This window comes from Acinetobacter sp. YH12235, from assembly GCF_013417705.1.
Lineage (GTDB): Bacteria > Pseudomonadota > Gammaproteobacteria > Pseudomonadales > Moraxellaceae > Acinetobacter.
On the sequence record NZ_VPDL01000013.1, the window covers coordinates 15,150 to 34,004 of the forward strand.

Consider the following 18,855-nt stretch of genomic DNA (forward strand, 5'->3'; position numbering starts at 1 on the left):
CTGTTCGTGAGCTTTGATCTAAGTGTAATTCCTCATAAAAATATCATTTTAGCAGTCACTGGCGGTATTGCTGCCTATAAAAGTGCCATTCTGGTTCGCCGTCTGAAAGATGCCGGGTTTAATGTGCGGGTTGTCATGACTCAAGGCGCACAGGCTTTCATTACCCCTTTGACCTTTCAAGCCTTGTCAGGCAATCCGGTACATACCGAGTTGCTGGATCCTGAAGCTGAAGCGGGCATGGGGCATATTGAGCTGGCACGTTGGGCTGATCTGTTATTGGTTGCGCCAGCCAGCTGCGACACGCTGGCAAAATTTGCAGCAGGCCTTGCAGATGATTTGCTGAGCACTTTGTATCTGGCAACCAATGCACCGGTCTGGGTCGCACCAGCCATGAACCAGCAGATGTGGGCTGCCAAAGCAACCCAGCGTAATCTTGCGACTTTGATTGAAGATGGCGTACATGTGATTATGCCGGATGCCGGTTCACAAGCTTGTGGTGATGTAGGCTTGGGCCGTATGCCGGAGCCGGAAGAGCTGGCACGTCAGGTCACAGAATATTTCCATAAAGCTCAGCGCGCGATTGCAGAAAAATTTGGCATGCTGGCGGGCAAGCAAGTCACGATTACAGCTGGTCCGACCCGTGAAGCGATTGACCCGGTACGTTATATTTCCAACCACAGTACCGGGAAAATGGGTTTTGCATTGGCAGCAGCCTGTTATGCAGCTGGAGCGAATGTCACCCTGATTGCTGGTCCGGTGAGCCTAGATACCCCAAATGGCGTCAAACGTAAAAATGTTTCTTCGGCAGTGCAAATGCTGAATGAAAGCATGCAAATGCTGGAGCAGGGTTGTGACATCTTCATTGCGACCGCTGCAGTAGCTGATTATCGTGTCGCACAGGTAGCCGAGCATAAAATCAAGAAAGCAGGCGATGAGCTGAATGTCGCTTTAATAAAGAATCCGGATATTGTGGCGACCATCGCACAGCAGGAAAAACGTCCATTTATGGTCGGCTTTGCTGCAGAAACCCGTAATATTGAAGAATATGCAGCGGGCAAACTGGTGGCGAAAAAACTGGATATGATTGCCTGTAATGATGTTTCGCGTGCGGATATCGGCTTTGCTTCTGATGAAAATGCCATGACGGTATTCTTTGCCGAACACTATCATCTGGATAAGCGTGATCTGGACAAAGCCTCTAAACAGGAAATTGCTCAGCAACTGGTTGAAGCGATCCATGATGCCTTGCACCATGATCCTGCTGCAGAAGATGATTTTTAAGTTTTAAATGACGATTAAAGCCCTGACTGGTTCAGGGCTTTTTTATAGGTTTTTTTACCATGAAGTTAAAAAGCCAGTACAACATAAAAATAAAAACGACTTTATAGACTAAGGATTTATTTATTCATTTATTTAAAAAAAAGTATAAAATGGATCACAGAATAATCCAAAGATGAAAAGTTTTACACATCTGTAAAGCAGTGAGAGAACACAAGGGGGCGGGATGAAAAAAATCATAATGATATTGATGATCGCCTGTCTGGCTGGATGCAGTTATTTTGTATCGATTGATGAACTGGCCAGAAATATTCAAGGACAAATGCAGCAAGAGTTTAATGCCAATCCGAATTATCAGCATTATCGTTTGACTGTGGTAAATGTAAAAATCCGCCATCGCAAAGGCAATGAGTTTGAAGCGGTTTCACATCTGAATTATCAGGGTAATGAATATCCCATTAACGTCAAAATTTCAAAGGTGAATGGTGGTTATAGCTGGGCCATTGAAGACGATGCTTTTGCCTTTATCGATGAAATCGAGATTGAGAAATATCGTCAGCAACTGGATCGTGAGCTGGAACAGCTGGCCTCATCACTCGATGATCTGGAACCTGTGAATGAACCTACCAGTATTGAGTTCGGGCCAGATGTCCGTCCAGTTACAGAACCTGTCCTGCAAGCGGCTTCCTATGATGAAGAACCGATTCCGGTCGGGAATATTACGGCCTATACCCACTAATTTTTATTTTAGGTCATAAAAAAGCACCGGATCTCGGTGCTTTTTGATTTTAAGGCTGAACTTGATGTTCACGCAGATAATCTTCAGTGCGCTGCATGGCTTCCTGAATATTCAATAATGCTGTTTCTACATCTTTTAGCGTTTTGGCATTGCCACCACTTAAAGCCTGACGCCATTTACGTGCACCTGGTAAGTTCTGAAATAAACCTAAAATATGACGGGTAATAATTGACAATGGTGCACCTTCAGCCATACGTTGGGCAATATAAGGCAGCATTTGTTGCATGATCTCAAAACGGTCCGGTGCTTCGAGATTCCATAGTTGACCCAGCTCAGCTAACAGGTACGGGTTGTGATAGGCTTCGCGGCCAATCATCACGCCATCGACATGCTTGAGATGTTCAAGCGTTTCTGCATAAGTTTTAATTCCGCCATTAATTTCAATGGTCAGTTTCGGACGGTCCTGCTTCAGACGGTAAACATCTTCATAGCGTAGTGGCGGGATTTCACGGTTTTCTTTAGGTGAAAGACCTTGGAGTAAAGCAATTCGGGCATGCACAATAAAGTTATCGCAACCGGTTTTGGCGACCGTATCCACAAAATGCAGCATTTCTTCATAAGAATGCATGTCATCAATACCAATGCGGTGTTTCACACTGACCGGAATATCCACGGCATTACGCATTGCATCAATACATTCTGCGACCAGATCAGGTTCAGCCATCAGGCAGGCACCAATTTTATTATTCTGTACCCGATCACTCGGACAGCCGACATTCAGGTTAACTTCATTGTAACCCCAGTCCTGAGCCATTTTAGTACAAGTTGCCAGATCTTGAGGGTTGGAACCGCCGAGCTGTAACACAATCGGATGTTCTTCTTGATTGAAGTCCAGATGGCGTTTGGCATCGCCATGAATGATGGCGCCCGTAGTCACCATTTCGGTATATAAAATGACATTTGGATTAAACAGGCGCGCAAAGAAACGATAATCTTTTGTCGTCCAGTCCATCATCGGCGCAACACTGATGCGAGGTTGAAGTTTGTTTTCAATGGTGCTGAGATCAGTCATTCAAAATCACGCCTTAAATGAAATGGAAGAGTAATAGCAGTACTAGAATAAGCAGGAATTGCTGGAAATCTGCTCAAAAAAGCAGTACTGCAAAAAGAGGGCGTAATACTAGCATAAAATTTGCATGACCAAAGGCTGAACTGCATGAGGAACGATAACTGTCATTCCAATAAAGATATTTAACAAGAGAAATTGTGGGAATTGAAAAAATAAACTCCCAGTCATTCTGCAATGCTATATTTTGAGATATTTAAGATTAAGATAAAGAAAACGAGATAAATAAGGAGAATAACGATGCTCATGTTGGAGGAGATTTATAAAAGCAAAAAACCTCAGCATTCAGACTATTTTAATTTACGGATTCAACGGGGACTTAGCTGGTTTAAAAAAGCATTAGAACTAGATCAGGAATTAGAGTTTAAGTTTATTAGCCTGTGGATCAGTTTTAATTCGATCTATGCACAAGAAACAGAGGTTCGTCAGGATCAACAAAGCCTGCATCAATTTCTGGAAACCCTCTGTCAAAAAGATGTGGAGCAAAAACTTCAGCATATTGTCTGGGAAAAATACAGCCAGCCAATTTCTACACTGCTGGATAGCCCTTATACCGATCAAGGTTTCTGGGATTATCGCCATCATAAAGTCAGTCTGGAAAGCTGTCGTGAAGCATTAGATCAGCAAAAACAGAAAATACAAAAAGCTGTTCAAGAGCGGAATTTAACTGAAATCTTATTGGTGATTTTTAACCGTCTTTCTACTTTATATCATCAGCTTATGCAGGGCGGTGCGACTTATCAGAGCTCATTTAATATAAAGCAGCTCCAAGACAGTTGCCGGGTTCTGGCCGGGTTGCTGCCCACTTTTATCTGCATTCTTTTGGAAAATGCAGCGACTTGGGATTCGGGTAAACCTTATTACCCAGTGGTACAAGTCAGCTAAATCGGTTTAAGCTTTTGCTCGATGTTGTTGCCATTGATCAATCAACGCAAACAGGGCGGCGCATAGTGCCAAGCCAAGTCCAAACAGACAGGTCATGCTCCAGCCACCATGATGCCAGGCATATACCCCCAGAGCTGAACCACAGGCACCACCAATAAAATACAGCGTCATGTAAATAGAGTTCAGTCGTGATTTGGCATCTGGGCGCAAGCGGAAAATCACGTTCTGATTACAGCTATGAGTAATCGCCAGACCTAAGTTAATCAGGGCATAACCCAGAATATAACTGAGCAGGGACACGCCACCAAAATATAAAAATAGCCAGCTTACTGCCAGAATTGAACAGCCAATCCAGGTCAGGATCTTGATATAACCACGATCCGCCCATTTGCCAATAACCTGAGTCGACAGCGCACCAAAAACACCAACTAGTGTTACTAGGCCCACTATCACATCAGAAAGATGAAAAGGTTTCTGGGTCAGCAGCAGGGCAATGGTTGAAAACAGCATACTCATGGCGGCAAAGGCACATGCACCAATCAGGGAGCGTAAGCCCAGTCGCGGTTCCTCACGCAGTAGCATACCCATCGATTTAAAAATTGCTGCATAGCTGATACGCATACGCGGCATGCTGGGTAATTGTCCTTTTAAATAAAAGCCCAAAACCAGCAGTGCCATACTGCTGAGCGCATAAATGGTTTTCCAGTGAAACAGGTCAGAAAGCAATCCGGCAATACTGGTCGACAATAAGATACCGACTAATAAGCCACTCATGAGAAAACCGACCACTTCTCCGGTTTTTTCAGGTCGGACAGCCATCGTAGCTAAAGGAATCAGAATCTGGGCAGCAACAGAAAATAGCCCGGCAATAATAGTCCCCACCCAGAGCATCGGCAGGTTGACTGCTGTGGCACAGATCAGCAAGCCTAATGCGGCACCAAACATCAAGAAAGGAATGAGTCTGGACTTATTCAGCATGTCTCCCAAAGGCACAATAAACAGCAGGCCCAAGGCATAAGACACCTGCGCAAAGGTCACGGTCAGCGCCACTTGGGATTCTGGTACCTGATAATATTGCTGAATTGAGGAGATAAGCGGTTGGCAATAATAGTTTGCACCTGCACATAAACCACATGCGATCGCCATCAGCCATAACAGAGATTTATTTTGACTGATATCGAGAGGAGGAGACATGGCAAGTACCTTAAGCTCAGGGAGAATTTTTATAAAGAACATCAAAGATGATGCAGAAGTTGCAGGCACTATAGGCGAAAACCCGTCAGGATAAAAGTAGAAAAATAGTGCAAAGTACTCAAACTCATACAAGAGAAATGCCACAAAAAAGTACTTTTCTGGATTGATAAGAGATGAAAATTCGCTAGAAATTTAACTTTTTCACTTAAGAAAATGTACGTGGAAGCGCTTTGTATTAAGTCATCTCATTTAAGACCAGGTGACAGAGATCCATCTGAATCAGTGATTGCCCAAAATTGGTGCAAAATGAAGAGTTCGTAAATCTAACAGTGGACTGAGTATTAATATAATAAATGTTGCAGAATATTTTTTTCACCTATTTCAGGCAAGTCTTAAGACTTGAGCTGAATAAGTCAAATAAGTGAATCCTAAATCAATTTTTTCATCATTAATTCATATTTTTTATGAGTGAAAAATGAAAAAGTTATAGGAAAACAGTATTTTTAGATCTTAAAAATGAATATTCCAAAGTAGATTAAATTTGTCAAAAAGGTCAAAAACAGAAAACTGCCCTAGAAAAGTGCCCTAATTTAGGCTTTATCAGTTCATTTGAAATAAAGATTTGCTGAGCAGGAAAAATGAAATATCTGTCAGAATGATCAATGTAACAAAATAAAACAAAAAGTAATCTAATAAAAAATAACCAGGAAAACAGTCATCGTTCAAGAGAATGAATATCGTTTATAAATTCAGCAAATCAAAATAATCAGGCTGAACTAATAAATGCTATATGACAGCATCATTTTTATGAATCGTCAGTTCAAAATATGGGTATTTATTAAATAAATAATAGGTAGTAATTTCTAGAAGTTTAATTAGAATCCAAAAATTCAACAAAAACACATCCTGAGGGGAAGCACCGTAAATCACGGTGTTTACTTAAGAAAAAATTAGCTTGAGGGACGCTCATGCAGATTGGAATTCCAGCCGAAACTGTCGTCGGTGAAAATCGCGTCGCTGCGACGCCTGAGACAGTAAAGAAATTGATCAGCGCTGGTCATAGTGTGGTGATCGAACGTGGAGCAGGTGTTAAAGCTGCCTACATCGACAGTGCCTATGAGCAAGTTGGTGCCAAAATTACGGATGATGCCTACACCGGTAGCCAGATAGTTTTGAAAGTTCGTGCACCGAAGGGTGAGGAAATTCAAAAGCTGTCAGCCAACACCACGGTTGTAGCGATGTTTGACCCATACCGCAATACCGAGCTTGACCAGTTCGCGGCACAGAATGTGTCTGCATTTGCTCTTGAGCTTTTGCCACGTACTCTATCACGTGCGCAAAACATGGACGTATTGTCTTCGCAAGCGAACCTTGCAGGTTATAAATCAGTGCTTTTAGCTGCTGCTGAATATCAGCGCATGTTCCCTATGCTGATGACAGCGGCAGGTACGGTAAAACCGGCTCGTGTCGTGATCATGGGTGTCGGGGTAGCAGGCCTTCAAGCAATTGCAACAGCGAAACGCCTGGGTGCAGTCGTAGAAGCAACTGACCTTCGTCCGACTGCCAAAGATCAGGTTGAGTCTTTGGGCGGTAAATGGCTAGACGTACCGATGTCTCCTGAAGAGCAGGCACGTGCTGATGAAGCAGCTAAAAACGGTTATGGCTGGATGCCAGGTGAACAGTACATCAAGGATCAGGCCGCGATTGTCGATAAAGCGGTATCGAATGCCGATATCGTGATTACCACTGCCTTGTTACCAGGTCGTGATGCACCACGCTTAATCCGTGCTGAAACTGTAGCCAAGATGAAACCAGGCTCAGTGATTCTGGATATGGCAGTGGAATCAGGCGGTAACGTTGAAGGTTCTAAGTGCGGCGAAACTGTTGTGACTGAAAATGGTGTGAAGATTCTGGGTGTTCCAAATATTCCATCAACGGTATCGACTGAAGCTTCAGCGCTATATGCACGTAACGTCTATAACTTTGTTGAAACACTTTTTGATGCAGACAAGAACTTTGTCCTGAATCAGGAAGATGAAATTCAAAAAGCCCTACTTGTCACTCACGGCGGCCAAGTGCTGTTAAAACGTGGTTAAGGAGCAGACTCATGGTTGAAACAATTACGATTTTCGTCCTGGCCATCTTCGTGGGTTACTACGTGGTTTGGGGGGTAACACCAGCACTACATACGCCATTGATGGCGGTGACCAATGCCTTGTCTTCGATCATTATCGTGGGCGCAATGATTCAGACTGTTGGTCTGCCAATGGTGGGCGTTGAAGGCAGCGTGGATTTCCAGACCATTAACGTGGTGAGTGTACTGGGGGCAATCGCAGTATTTCTGGCGAGCATTAATATTTTCGGTGGCTTTGCCGTGACTGCACGTATGCTGGAAATGTTCAAACCTAAGCAAAAGAAAAAAGAGGGTTAAACCATGGAATTTATTCGAGAGTATGCGGATTGGTTCTACCTGATTGGCGCCGTTCTTTTTATCTTAACGCTACGTGGTTTATCTGGTCCTAAAACTGCAATTGCAGGTAACCGCTACGGTATGATCGCCATGGCGATTGCTGTAGTGACCACATTCTTTGTTGCTGAAAATCCAGTAGTCTGGATGATTCTTGCAGCAATGGCTGCGGGTGCAGTGGTGGGTATTGCGCGTGCACGTACTGTACCAATGACCCAGATGCCAGAAACAGTAGCACTCATGCACTCACTGGTGGGTCTGGCTGCGGTACTGATTGCAGTTGCGGCAATTATCCATAACAACAAGCTGGTTGAATTGGGCCCGGACCTGTTAGCTGCAAATGGTGTGACTTTCCATGAAATGAGCAAGGTTCACCTGTTTGAACTGTTTGTGGGCTGTTTTGTTGGTGCGATTACCTTTACTGCTTCTGTATTTGCATACGGTAAGCTGGCTGCAAAGAAATGGGCAAAAACCATTTCAGGTGGCTGGGTAAAACCGGTTCAGGCTCTGATCTTTATTGCAATGCTGGCAGCAGGGATTCACTTCTTCCTGACAGGTAGCATGACATCTTTCTGGGCAATGACTGGTCTTGCGCTGGCATTTGGCTGGGTATGGATTGCGCCAGTTGGCGGCGGTGATATGCCGGTTGTGGTTTCGCTGTTGAACTCATTCTCAGGCTGGGCAGCAGCGGGGATTGGTTTCACACTGGAAAACAACATGCTGATCGTTGCGGGTTCGCTGGTTGGTTCTTCAGGTGCGATTCTGTCTTACATCATGTGTAAAGCGATGAACCGTTCAATCATCAATGTATTGTTTGGTGGTGCGATGGGTGGTGCAGCTGCGCCGACAGCTGCTGCGGGTGCACAAGTGCAACGTAACTACCGTTCAGGTTCTGCAGATGATGCTGGCTTCCTGATGTCAAATGCAGACAGCGTTGTCATTGTACCGGGTTATGGTATGGCGCAAGGCCGTGCACAAAACGCAGTCAAAGAACTGGCAAACTTGCTGAAAGAGCAGGGCGTGACTGTACGTTTTGCGATTCACCCGGTTGCTGGACGTATGCCAGGTCATATGAATGTATTGCTTGCAGAAGCTGATGTTCCTTATGAAGACATTCTGGAAATGGACGAGATCAACTCGGACTTCCCGGCAACTGACGTAGTACTGGTTATTGGTGCAAACGACGTTGTAAACCCGGCTGCAAAAGACGATCCGAACTCACCGATCTACGGCATGCCAATTCTGGAAGCTCACAAGGCGCGTACCATCATGGTCATCAAGCGTTCTATGGCGACCGGTTATGCAGGTCTGGACAATGACTTGTTCTATAACGACAAGACCATGATGATTTTCGGTGATGCGAAGAAAGTTGTGGAAGATATGACTAAAGCGATTAATGGTACAGGTCACTAAGACTTTCCATTCGCTGAATCATCTTAAATCCTCCTTTTAAAAGGAGGATTTTTCTATTTAAATAAGAGAGAAATTTTCCCTCCTATATAAAAGATTAAAAGATGAATCGGGAAGAATTACAAAATAAAATTAGCTACGGTGTTTTATTTTTAGAAAATTGGTTTAGATAAAATTGCAACAAAACGTTTAAAAAATGGGCTGACTAATTAAATCTGATCGAAAAGCGAATTCATTAAAGTTGCTGATCCATGAATTTCCTTTTTGATTTAAATCAAAGGATATAAAAAAAGCGACCTACATAGGTCGCTTTTTTTGAATATTCGATGTTTATGCTACAGAATCTGCAGGATTGCGCCATAGGCTTTCTAGGTCATAGAATTTACGCGCTGTAGGCAGCATGCAGTGCACTACAACAAAACCTAGATCAATCAGGATCCATTCTGCATCACGTTCGCCTTCGATACCAAGCGGACGGAAACCTGCTTTACGTGCTTCTTCAGCAACATTATCTGCAAGTGATTTAATATGACGGGTTGATGTACCGCTTGCAATCACCATGGCATCTGCCACGTTACTGATGCTAGCAACATCAAGCTGAACAATTTCTTTAGCCTTTACATCTTCGAGGGCTGCATGTACAACTTTCAAGCATGCGTTTACTGCTTGTGCATGAGAATTCATAGTGTGATCGTGAGAATTAGAAGCGCTGGGCGATGGTTCTAAATTCATAGGGAGTATAATTTCCTAACAATTATGCATGATCTAATATAGCGGTTTTAGCCCAAAATTTCAAATGCACCTTCCGCCGCTTTAGTCATACTCCGGGAAGAACTGTTCTTTCCAGCCAAAGGATTCTTCCGAAGTCCCCAGAGGTTTATATTCGGCTGCGACATAACCATTGTATTGGCTATTCTCTAACCATTGAAAAATCTCATAATATGGAATGGAAGCGGTATTGGGTTGATGACGCCCCGGGCAGTCTGCAAACTGGATATGACCAATCTCAGCAATATTTTCTTTTAAAGCTTCAAGCACATCTTCACCCATCATGGCCATGTGATAACAGTCATATTGCATTTTCAAGGCAGAATGATTGACAGCTTCCAGCATCTCCTGAGCTTGAGCCACATTCTGAATCAGGAAACGTGGCATGTCCTGACCGTTGATCATTTCAAAGACTGGCTGAATCTGATAATCAGAGAGCATGGAGCAGGCAATTTTCAGATTACTCGCCAAGGTGTTCAGGCAAGGAAGCAGGTCACAATCCAGTGGCTGTTTGCCGGCCAGAATATTGACACTCGGCACATTCAGAGCAGTCGCATATCGAATGGCTTGCTCTACGGCATGACGAAACTCGATTTCCTGTCCAGGGATACCGGCCAGACCGTGTCCACCTTGCATCAGATCACCAGCAGGCACATTAATCAGGCAGATATCAAGATCATGTAACTGAAGCTGCTGCTGAATCTGCTCAATACTCAGTTCATAGGGAAACTGGATTTCCACATGTTTAAAACCGTGCGCATGAGCCAAGGCAAAACGTTCTAACAGCGGTACTTCCGTAAAAATCATGGAGAGGTTAACGGCGAGTTTGGTCATGGGCTTTTCCTTGCTCAAGGCAGAATATTGAAATGTAATATTAGCGGTCTACGTGCTTTATAACAGTGGCCAGATCGGCTTCAGCAAATCCGTCTTGCTGATGGGTTTTGAGTTGAGACAGGGCTTGGCTGGCCACAGGAATATCCAAAGATAAAGTAGCTGCCAGTTGCACAGCATTGTTCAGGTCTTTAGACAATGTCTGCACTTTCCATTGCACGGGTTCAAACGTCTGGCTGGCCATACGTGGGGCCAGAATCTGAAAAGGCTTGGAGTCAGCAAAACCACCGGCTAATGCTGGTGCAAGCAGGGCAGTATCTACACCGGCACGATCAGCCAAAGCCACTGCTTCAGCAATCAAGGTGCTATTCGCTGCCACAATCAGCTGATTACAGATTTTAGTCGCCTGACCGGTTCCCGTATTCCCCATACGAGTAACACGTTGTGAAAGCACCTTATAGATTGGATCAAGTGCGGTAATAGTTTCTGTATCACCACCAGCGAAGATGACTAGCGTGCCTTGTTCTGCACCGGCTGTACCGCCAGACACAGGAGAGTCAATCCAGATCGCTTGTTTAGCTTGGGCCTGTTCAGCTAGAGTTTTGGTTTGATGTACGGAAAGACTGGAAAAATCGACAATAACCTGTCCAGCCACCAGATAGGGCTGAATCTGCTCAAAGACCGATTGCACTGCGGCATCATCTGCCAGACAAGTCAGAATAACCGGATAATTTGCAATTTGATCTAGAGATAGCGGAGTGGCTCCAAGAGCAAACAAAGGATCGCAGGCACTGGCCGTACGGTTCCAGACTGCAACTTGAAAACCTGCTTTTAGCAAGCGGGTTGCCATACGACTGCCCATGAGTCCCATACCTAAAAAGGCAATTTTGCTATCATGATCGAATTGCATTTTATCTCTCATCTTTTGATTTTGCTTCAGCCATAATTATCGATATTGACGTGGCACAAACTGCACGTCCGGATTTTTATCCTTCTTGCGTGCCAGTTGACTGTTTTTACCGAGTAACAGTTTAAGCTGCCAGATTTTTTCCATACGCAGTGACTTGTTGGGTTTGTGCTCCATCGCATCCAGCACAAATTTAGAGGCCATCAAGGCATCTGGAGAGCGTTGTAACATTTCTTCAGCCAAAGCTTGTGCTTTTGCTAATGGCTGTTCATCAACATGGGTGATCAGGCCAATTTCTTTGGCATAGGCACCTTCAAAAATACGTGCGGTTAAGGTCAGCTCTTTGGCCAGATCAATCCCGATCAGACCTTTGAGTGAACGCGTTAATCCCATGTCTGGTACTAGGCCCCAACGAGTTTCCATAATTGACATTTTGGTCGCAGGGTGGGCGATCCGGATATCCGCAGCCAGCGCAAGTTGCATACCTGCACCAAAGCAGAAACCTTCAATGGCTGCAATGACGGGGACAGGCAGTTCTTGCCAGACCAGAAAAGCTTTCTGGAATAAGCTCTGTCCAGGACGGATCAGTTCCCAAGCCGCATAGGCCCGATTTTTAGGATTATTTAAATCGGCCAAGTCAATGCCGGCACTAAAGACCTGCGCTTCACCGGTTAAAATGACACAACGCACTGACTTGTCTTTTTTAATCCGGTTCGCAATCTGCACCAGTTCACGCAGCAGGGCAAAGCTCATAGCATTACGTTTGTCTGGACGGCTGAGAGTAACCGTGGCAATTCCATTATTTTTTTCAAAGCGCACAAGTGACATGGTATTCATCCTTAATTTTTCTGTAAGCGAGCATAGCATGAGCAATCTGTGCTTGCATGACAGCGCAGTCATACAGATATGAGTAAGTAAAACAGTAATTTTTTAACCACTATGCTTGTTTAAAATTTGCTGGGCTGCCTGTTCTACCTGCTCAATCACTGCTTTCAGTTCATCCAGATATTTCAGTACTTCCTGAACAAAACTGTCATCGGCCTTACGGCGTTCCTTACGCAAGGTCGAGACAAACTGCTCAAAACTTCCGGTAACTTTTTGCAGAGTCGGTGTGCCGACATAACGAGTAGCCCCATAGAGACGGTGCAAAACATGTTCCAGCTGCGGAAAATCTTCCAGTTCAATTAATTGCTCAATTTCATCCAGCTCTTTTTCAAAACTGTCGACCAGCATGCTGAGCAGATCGACGGCCAGATCTTCTTTATTGGCCGCCAGTTGCAGGCTTTGCTGCCAGTCCAGAATATTCGGATCTAGCGCATCAATGACATTGGCACGTTCCAGCACCGGAATCTTTTTAAAACTCTCAGTCGTCCAATGCGTCAGGATCTGCACGATCTGATCAATCTGAATAGGCTTAGTGACATAATCATCCATACCATTTTGTAGCAGTTTCTGTTTCTCATCGGAAAGGGCATGTGCCGTCAGGGCAATAATCGGCAGACGCTGATGATTTTCAAAAGTTGATTCCAGTGAACGGATTGCACGCGTGGTATCGATACCCGACATCACTGGCATCTGGATATCCATAAACACCAGGTCAAAGGACGGCAGACCCTGTTCATAACGGCTCTGGATGATATCAATCGCTTCCTGTCCGCTAATGGCTTTGGTCGTGGTGACATTCAGTTCGGCCAGTAAAGCTTCCAGAACAATCAGGTTCGGCAGATGGTCATCAACAGCCAGAATATGCAGTCCCTGACCATTAAAGTCTTCATGCTGTTCCTGATCGAAGACGGGTTGATTGCCGAGCAGTTGGATCAAGGCACTACGACTCAGTGGCTGATGCAGGGCACGAGCACGATGATCATTCAGCATGCTCGGATCAAGCTGCATTTGATAACCATACACAGCTAGATGTCCCTGATAGCGAGAGCGAATTTCTGTCAGTAGAGCCTGGCTATCGCCACTATGGTCAACAATCAGCCAGGTATTCTCAATATTCTGTAAATGGTTCAGACGACTGAACAGATCCAGAATGGAAGTCGATTCAATATGTTTAACGCGATAATTTTCCAGATAATGTCTCAAAACATTCGCTGTTGCCGGATGGGCAAGATAAGACACAACGGTCAGATCACTGAAGTCCGGATGTTCATGAACAATATCTTCATCCACCGGGAATTGGGCAGTAAACCAGAAGGTTGAGCCTTTTTCTGTTGGTGCACGTTCCTGGTTATCTTCAAAGCCGATCTGACCATGCATCAGGTGAACCAGTTGCTTAGAAATGGCCAGCCCTAGACCTGTACCACCGAATTGGCGGGTGACCGAGGTGTCGCCTTGCGAGAACGATTCAAACAGTTTCTTGCGGTCAGTTCCGCTCAGGCCAATGCCGCTGTCCTGAACACTGAAATGCAGCAGACATTGTCCAATATCATCGTGCTCCATGCGTGCCCGGACAATGATTTCGCCATCTGGAGTAAACTTGATCGCATTGGAAATCAGGTTGGTCAGAATCTGCTTGAAGCGTAGTACATCACCAATCACATGTTTTGGCACATTGTCTGCAAAATAGAATGCCATATCGATATGCTTCTGTGCAGCCAGTGGCGAGAGCATGTCCATCACATCGAAAATGGCTTCTTCCAGATCAAAAGGTGCGGTTTCCAGTTCCAGTTTGCCGGCATCGATCTTGGAGAAATCCAGTACATCATTGATCAGGGCCAGCAGATGCGCAGAAGATTTGCGGATGGTCTGTAAATACAGGCTTTGCTCATTGCTAAGATTGCCTTGACGCAGCAGCAGGTGAATAAAACCATCAATACTATTTAAGGGTGTGCGTAATTCATGGGAAATATTGGCCAGAAACACCGACTTGGCCTGGTTGGCCGAAATCGCCTGATCACGTGCCTGACGATAAGTAATATTTTGAACTTCTAAAGTATCTAGAGTACGGCGCAAATCATCTTCAGTCTGTTCGGTATGCTCGCGCAATTCCAGAAAACTGAAATGCAGACGTTTCACCACATTGGCAATATCACGCTGCAAAAGACGCAGTTCACCGGTACTGTTAATCACCATATGCTGATCTAGGGTATCGGCATTCAGGCGTTGTAGCTGCATGCGAATCTCATACATCGGTGCAATCCAGCGACGAGAATAGAAATTCAGACATAACAACAAGAGCAATAAGGTCAATAAGCCGGTCGCAATCAAAACGATCAGGACCCGGTAGCGGGCAATTTCTAAGGGCTGATTGTCCAGTTCGATCGCCAGCCAGCCTGCATTCATGCCATTTTCATTTACTTTGACTGCATAAATATGATTGTTTTTATCTAAGATTGGGCCAACAAAATTGCCGTCTTTTTTAAAGTCCGGCCAAGGCGCCTGTTCCTGAAACCCAATACCGAGTTTACTTTTACCATTTTCATCCAGAATAGCCGCACGAACCAGATACTTTTCATTCAGCATATTTTGCATGGCGTCATGAGCTTGTTCATATTGCCATGGATAAAGGCTCAAAATGTCCAGCGCATATTCAGAAGTGGCCTGAAAACGGGTCAGAATCGCAATGGCCATCTGCTTTTGCTGGGCACGGGCAGCATTGGAAGTTTCTGAAATGACCAGAGCAGCACCAACACAGGCCAGAATAGTAATGGGTACAAAAATCAGTGCAATCAGCTGTCCATAAGCATGATTTAAGTGTAGGCGTTTAAACAGCTTTTTGTTGATATTTGACATGATTCAAGCAGTATTTTCCTTATGCTTTGCATATTAGCATGCTTTAAATCTACTGTTAAAATTTCAGCATTATTTTTCTAAAGCTCCAGATTAACGCAGAAAATAAGAACCATTGCGCTGAACAGTCATTATGTGTGTTTAAGCAAATCTTTTCAGGGGGAGAAGTGAGCTAAGTCACTGTCACGATTGAGGAGTTTTATCAAGCTAAAACAGGGCGAATTGGCCGTGCTGATCGTGATCTATACAGTTTTATGCAAAAGCACTGCTATAAATGGGTGCAGGGAAATGCATTTTTTCATACAATAGCCGCACCTCGATATAGGTGCAAATAATGAGTAATACCACCCCTGATTTTCAAGCAGACGAATTTTTACTGGACCATTATGTAGGCAAAACGCCACTGGTGCGTTTGCAGCGTCTGGCTAGTCACACTCAAGCCACAGTACTTGCAAAACTCGAAGGAAATAATCCGGCAGGCTCGGTCAAGGACCGTCCAGCGTATAACATGATCATGCAGGCGGAAAAGCGCGGACAGATCAAACCGGGTGATACCTTGATTGAGGCGACCAGCGGAAATACAGGGATTGCATTGGCGATGGTTGCGGCCATGCGTGGTTACAAGATGCAGCTGATTATGCCGAATAACATGAGTCAGGAACGTAAGGACGCAATGCGTGCTTATGGTGCTGAACTGATTGAAGTGACCAAAGAGCAGGGCATGGAAGGTGCACGTGATCTGGCCTTGCAAATGCAGGCTGAAGGTAAAGGTCTGGTGTTAAACCAATTTGGTAACCCGGACAATGTCGAAGCGCATTACCTGACCACAGGTCCTGAAATCTGGCAGCAAACAGGTGGCAAAATTACACACTTTGTCAGCTCAATGGGTACGACTGGTACGATCATGGGCGTGTCTAAATATCTGAAAGAAATGAATCCGGATATTCAGATTGTGGGCCTACAGCCATCTGATGGTTCTAGTATTGCCGGTATCCGCCGCTGGCCAGAAGAATATTTGCCAACGATTTTTGATCGTAGCCGTATCGACCGTATTATCGATATTCCACAGATTGAAGCGGAACGCACCATGCGTAAACTGGCGCAAAAAGAAGGTATCAGTGCCGGTACATCTTCTGGCGGTGCAGTTTGGGCATCCATCAAGCTCGCAGAAGAAAATCCGGATGCAGTAATTGTATGTATTATCTGTGACCGTGGTGACCGTTACCTGTCTACAGGCTTATTCTCTGTACAAGACCCTGAATAATTTTTGAGAAATCTTTTATGCGCCTGCCTGTTTTAACTTTCGATATTGAAACCCAAACCGATCTTAAATCAGGCGCGCATCTGTTTGGTCTGGATCTGCCCGAGGCTGATCTGGATCAGGCCCTGACCAAGTTACGCCGTCAGGAATCAGGCTCGGACTTTCAGCGTCTGCCTTTGCATGAGATTGTCTGTATTTCCGGTTTATGGATGGATGAACAGGGTATGCGCCTGTTTTCTTTCAGCCGTGAACAATACAGTGAAGCAGAGATTTTAAAAAAATTCTTATCCATTTTTGAAAAGCGTCATCCAACTCTAGTCAGTTGGAATGGCTCACAATTTGACCTGCCGGTTATTCTTTATCGGGCCATGTATCATGGTTTATCTGCCCCAAGTCTGTTCGATCAGGGCGAAATCGATACGCAAAAGCGTTATAATAACTACCAGAATCGTTACCATCAGCGTCATGTTGATTTGATGGATGTTATGGCCATGTTTCATGCCCGTCATTTTCAGAAACTGGATGATGTTGCTCATTTACTGGGTTATCCAGGCAAGCGTGGTGATGGTGGCTATCATGTACCTGAATATGTACGTAACCAGCAATGGAACGCACTCACCAGCTATTGCGAAGGTGATGTGCTCAATACCTGGTTGGTCTATATTCGCTGGCTGTTGCTAAAAGGCCAGTTGATGTTGCCTGATTATCAGCATCTGGTGCAGAGTACGATTCAATACCTGCATACCCAGCCGCAACATGCAGATTTTTTATCAGTCTGGCGTGAAACCTCACAAAGAACTGAATTTACCCGTTTTGATTTTCCCATCTCCACATCCTAGGTTTTCATGAAACGTCGAGTACAACCACGTCCAGCGCCGCAATCCGAGTATATTTTTCAGGTTGAATCACTCTCACATGAAGGACGTGGCATCGCTCACTATGGTTCACATCCGGATCATCCACTTGAAAAGCATGGTAAGAAAGTCTTTATCCGCTATGCCTTGCCGGGTGAAACCGTACGTGCCCGCATTACCCGTGAAGTCAAAAAACTGGAAGAGGCGGATAGCCTTGAGTTGCTCAGTGAGGCTTCCGAGATCAGGGTCAAACCTGTGTGTCCACATTTTGGCGTATGCGGCGGCTGCAATATGCAGCATATCCATCCAGATGCCCAAATTGAACTTAAGCAGAATGTTCTGAAATCACATTTGCAACATTTTGCCGGGATTCAGCCTGTAGAATGGCTGCCACCGTTACGTTCACAACGTGAAGATTACCGTCGTAAAGCCCGGATTGGGGTGCGTTATCTGCCTCAAAAAGACAAGCTGGTGGTCGGTTTTCGTGAAAACCAGTCCAATAAGCTGACCTCGATTGACCGCTGCATGATTCTAGATCGCGAGTTTGGATCGGTTACACGTCTTAAACAATTGCTCCAAAGTCTCGATGGTCAGGCAGATATTGGTCATATAGAATTGGCTATGGGTGATCATGACATTGCGTTGCTCATTCGTGAAACCGCAGAATTATCGGTAACAGATGTCAACCGATTGCGCCAATTTACGTTAGAGAAAGGTTGGCAGCTTTATTTGCAGCCTGCAGGCCAAGATTATTTGAAGCGGATTGATGAGCCTGAACAGGCAGCACGCTTACACTATGGTCTTGATGACTTTGATGTGGAATTCGGTTTTAATCCATTGGACTTCACTCAGGTCAATTCAACGATCAATCCGCAAATGGTGCGCTTGGCATGTGATTTGCTTCAATTACAGCAGGGCGAACGCGTTCTGGATCTGTTTTGTGGATTAGGAAACTTTTCTTTGCCACTGGCGCGCTGTGTTGGTGCGTCTGGTCAGGTGGTTGCGGTTGAGGGAAGTGAGGAAATGGTGCAACGCGGTGCGGAAAATGCTAACAATAATGGTATTGCACAAGTTTCGTTCTATTCACAAGATTTAACCAAAGATTTTTCGCACCAGTCTTGGGCAAATCAAGGATTTGATGCATTATTAATCGACCCGCCACGTGCTGGAGCAGAAGAAGTCATGCATTATATTCCTCAGTTTGGTGCCAAAAGAATCGTTTATGTGTCATGTAATCCTGCTACGCTTGCAAGAGATGCAGGGCTACTGGTACAACAGGGTTATCAGCTAACCAAAGCCGGTGTGATGGATATGTTTACGCATACCGGACATGTCGAGTCGATTGCCTTGTTCGAAAAAGAAAATTAAATAAACGATCAAAGAGATGATGTATCTAAAAG

At 44.8% G+C, this 18,855-nt stretch carries 16 protein-coding genes; 9 read left to right on the forward strand and 7 right to left on the reverse strand.

Going from position 1 to position 18,855, the window contains the following annotated elements; all coding sequences use genetic code 11:
• Positions 1-6 precede the first annotated feature (6 nt).
• Both coaBC and FTV13_RS08465 read left to right on the forward strand, forming a co-directional pair.
• Positions 7-1,281 carry a bifunctional phosphopantothenoylcysteine decarboxylase/phosphopantothenate--cysteine ligase CoaBC gene (coaBC, locus tag FTV13_RS08460; RefSeq protein WP_159123089.1) on the forward strand — a complete coding sequence of 425 codons (1,275 nt, stop codon included), beginning with the start codon at positions 7-9 and terminating at the stop codon, positions 1,279-1,281.
• A 223-nt stretch (positions 1,282-1,504) separates the two neighbouring features.
• Entirely contained in the window at positions 1,505-2,017 is a 513-nt protein-coding gene (locus tag FTV13_RS08465; RefSeq protein WP_179993321.1) for a hypothetical protein, read from the forward strand.
• A gap of 49 nt (positions 2,018-2,066) precedes the next feature.
• Here FTV13_RS08465 and dusA read toward each other — a convergent pair whose 3' ends face one another.
• On the reverse strand, positions 2,067-3,089 hold the full coding sequence (dusA, locus tag FTV13_RS08470) for a tRNA dihydrouridine(20/20a) synthase DusA (RefSeq protein ID WP_159123087.1): 1,023 nt from the start codon (positions 3,087-3,089) through the stop codon (positions 2,067-2,069).
• A 294-nt stretch (positions 3,090-3,383) separates the two neighbouring features.
• On the opposite strand from dusA, the gene FTV13_RS08475 reads away from it, so the two are divergent.
• Positions 3,384-4,028 carry a HEPN domain-containing protein gene (locus tag FTV13_RS08475; protein WP_159123086.1) on the forward strand — a complete coding sequence of 215 codons (645 nt, stop codon included), beginning with the start codon at positions 3,384-3,386 and terminating at the stop codon, positions 4,026-4,028.
• A 6-nt stretch (positions 4,029-4,034) separates the two neighbouring features.
• Here the strand turns inward: FTV13_RS08475 and FTV13_RS08480 are convergent, their stop codons facing one another.
• Complete coding sequence (locus FTV13_RS08480) at positions 4,035-5,222, reverse strand: MFS transporter (protein WP_180011710.1); 1,188 nt, start codon at positions 5,220-5,222, stop codon at positions 4,035-4,037.
• A gap of 968 nt (positions 5,223-6,190) precedes the next feature.
• Here FTV13_RS08480 and FTV13_RS08485 point away from each other — a divergent pair.
• Genes FTV13_RS08485 through FTV13_RS08495 form a run of 3 tightly spaced genes read left to right on the forward strand, consistent with a single transcriptional unit; the run spans position 6,191 to position 9,102 of the window.
• A complete protein-coding gene (locus tag FTV13_RS08485) occupies positions 6,191-7,318 on the forward strand; it encodes a Re/Si-specific NAD(P)(+) transhydrogenase subunit alpha (RefSeq protein ID WP_034170850.1) in 1,128 nt (375 codons plus the stop codon).
• Between the two features lie 11 nt (positions 7,319-7,329).
• Positions 7,330-7,653: a proton-translocating transhydrogenase family protein gene (locus tag FTV13_RS08490; RefSeq protein WP_004783638.1), complete on the forward strand. Its 324-nt coding sequence runs from the start codon at positions 7,330-7,332 to the stop codon at positions 7,651-7,653.
• Between the two features lie 3 nt (positions 7,654-7,656).
• The gene (locus FTV13_RS08495) at positions 7,657-9,102 is read left to right on the forward strand and encodes an NAD(P)(+) transhydrogenase (Re/Si-specific) subunit beta (RefSeq protein WP_159123084.1); all 1,446 of its coding nucleotides are present in this window, start codon (positions 7,657-7,659) and stop codon (positions 9,100-9,102) included.
• Positions 9,103-9,429: 327 nt separating this feature from the next.
• On the opposite strand, the gene rsfS is transcribed toward FTV13_RS08495, so the two are convergent.
• The 5 genes from rsfS to FTV13_RS08520 form a co-directional block, all read right to left on the reverse strand.
• Positions 9,430-9,831, reverse strand: coding sequence for a ribosome silencing factor (gene rsfS / locus FTV13_RS08500; RefSeq protein WP_180011712.1), 402 nt, complete (start codon positions 9,829-9,831; stop codon positions 9,430-9,432).
• A gap of 81 nt (positions 9,832-9,912) precedes the next feature.
• A complete protein-coding gene (locus FTV13_RS08505; RefSeq protein WP_179992989.1) occupies positions 9,913-10,701 on the reverse strand; it encodes a hydroxypyruvate isomerase family protein in 789 nt (262 codons plus the stop codon).
• 40 nt (positions 10,702-10,741) lie between these two features.
• Positions 10,742-11,608: an NAD(P)-dependent oxidoreductase gene (locus FTV13_RS08510; protein ID WP_179992988.1), complete on the reverse strand. Its 867-nt coding sequence runs from the start codon at positions 11,606-11,608 to the stop codon at positions 10,742-10,744.
• A gap of 36 nt (positions 11,609-11,644) precedes the next feature.
• On the reverse strand, positions 11,645-12,433 hold the full coding sequence (locus tag FTV13_RS08515) for a crotonase/enoyl-CoA hydratase family protein (RefSeq protein ID WP_005233879.1): 789 nt from the start codon (positions 12,431-12,433) through the stop codon (positions 11,645-11,647).
• 102 nt (positions 12,434-12,535) lie between these two features.
• Positions 12,536-15,343 carry an ATP-binding protein gene (locus tag FTV13_RS08520; protein WP_180011714.1) on the reverse strand — a complete coding sequence of 936 codons (2,808 nt, stop codon included), beginning with the start codon at positions 15,341-15,343 and terminating at the stop codon, positions 12,536-12,538.
• 331 nt (positions 15,344-15,674) lie between these two features.
• Here FTV13_RS08520 and cysM point away from each other — a divergent pair, with 331 nt between their 5' ends.
• Genes cysM through rlmD form a run of 3 tightly spaced genes read left to right on the forward strand, consistent with a single transcriptional unit; the run spans position 15,675 to position 18,823 of the window.
• Entirely contained in the window at positions 15,675-16,604 is a 930-nt protein-coding gene (gene cysM, locus FTV13_RS08525; protein WP_034702431.1) for a cysteine synthase CysM, read from the forward strand.
• Between the two features lie 17 nt (positions 16,605-16,621).
• Positions 16,622-17,440: a 3'-5' exonuclease gene (locus FTV13_RS08530; protein ID WP_159123080.1), complete on the forward strand. Its 819-nt coding sequence runs from the start codon at positions 16,622-16,624 to the stop codon at positions 17,438-17,440.
• A 6-nt stretch (positions 17,441-17,446) separates the two neighbouring features.
• The gene (gene rlmD, locus FTV13_RS08535; RefSeq protein ID WP_180011716.1) at positions 17,447-18,823 is read left to right on the forward strand and encodes a 23S rRNA (uracil(1939)-C(5))-methyltransferase RlmD; all 1,377 of its coding nucleotides are present in this window, start codon (positions 17,447-17,449) and stop codon (positions 18,821-18,823) included.
• The last annotated feature ends 32 nt before the right edge of the window (positions 18,824-18,855 follow it).